This window comes from Mesorhizobium sp. M1E.F.Ca.ET.063.01.1.1 (assembly GCF_003998155.1).
Lineage (GTDB): Bacteria > Pseudomonadota > Alphaproteobacteria > Rhizobiales > Rhizobiaceae > Mesorhizobium.
This window is the reverse complement of record NZ_RZSC01001385.1, coordinates 1-742: the sequence shown is the minus strand read 5'-3', so window position 1 is coordinate 742 and position 742 is coordinate 1. Positions and strand designations below refer to the sequence as shown.

1 protein-coding gene is annotated in these 742 nt (G+C 71.7%); it reads right to left on the bottom strand.

Translation table 11 applies throughout. The annotated features are described in order from the left end of the window. Window positions 1–742: DNA polymerase Y family protein (locus tag EOA29_RS38750; RefSeq protein WP_145970130.1), on the bottom strand; the 742-nt coding region annotated here is incomplete at both ends.

The following is a 742-nucleotide window of genomic DNA, read 5'->3' as shown; positions in this document are numbered from 1 at the left end:
CAGCCGCACCGGCCGCTCCGGCGGATAGATGGTCATCGGCGGCGCTGCCCGGCCGGTCGCCGGCATGCGCCTTTGCGGTGCTTCCGCGAAAGGAACCGTGGTCACGGCGCGCTCCGGCAGATGGCTTTCGACGACCACCGGCTTCAGCACGGCGGCGTCGCCGAGGCGGGCGCGGATGCGGTCGGCGAACAAAGCGATGTCGGCATCGTCGTCGACCATTTCGCCGGTAAGGTCGCCCTGCAGCATGTCGAAGGCGGCAACCGAAAGCACGGAGAGCCGCACGAGGTCGAAGCCGAAGCCGGCGTCGATGTCCTGTTCAAGCGCTGCAAGCCTTTCGTGGAAGAGCCGCCTGATCAGCGTCGGCTCGCGCAGCGGGCGTGAGGTGCCGACCGTGACGCGGCTGACGGCGCCGTCGACGCGGAAGAGGAGAAGGGCGAGCGCCCTGGCGCCCTCGCCGCGGCGTTCGAGGTCGGTTTTCAAGGCCACGGCAAGCCGGCTCACCAGCCGCTCGATGTCGTCGGTGAGCACGACCGGTTCGGCAAGATGGCGCTCGACCGAGAGCGGCGCCACCGGCAGGCGCGGCGACACGGCCTCGTCGATGCGGCCGAGTGCCTGGTCGAGGCGCAGAAGCAAGGTGGCGCCGAAGCGGCGGGCGAGCGGCGCGCGGGGCGCGGCCATCACGGCGCCCGCCGTGCGCAGGCCAACGCTTTCGAGGCTGGCGCGGGTTTCCGGCGCGATGCGC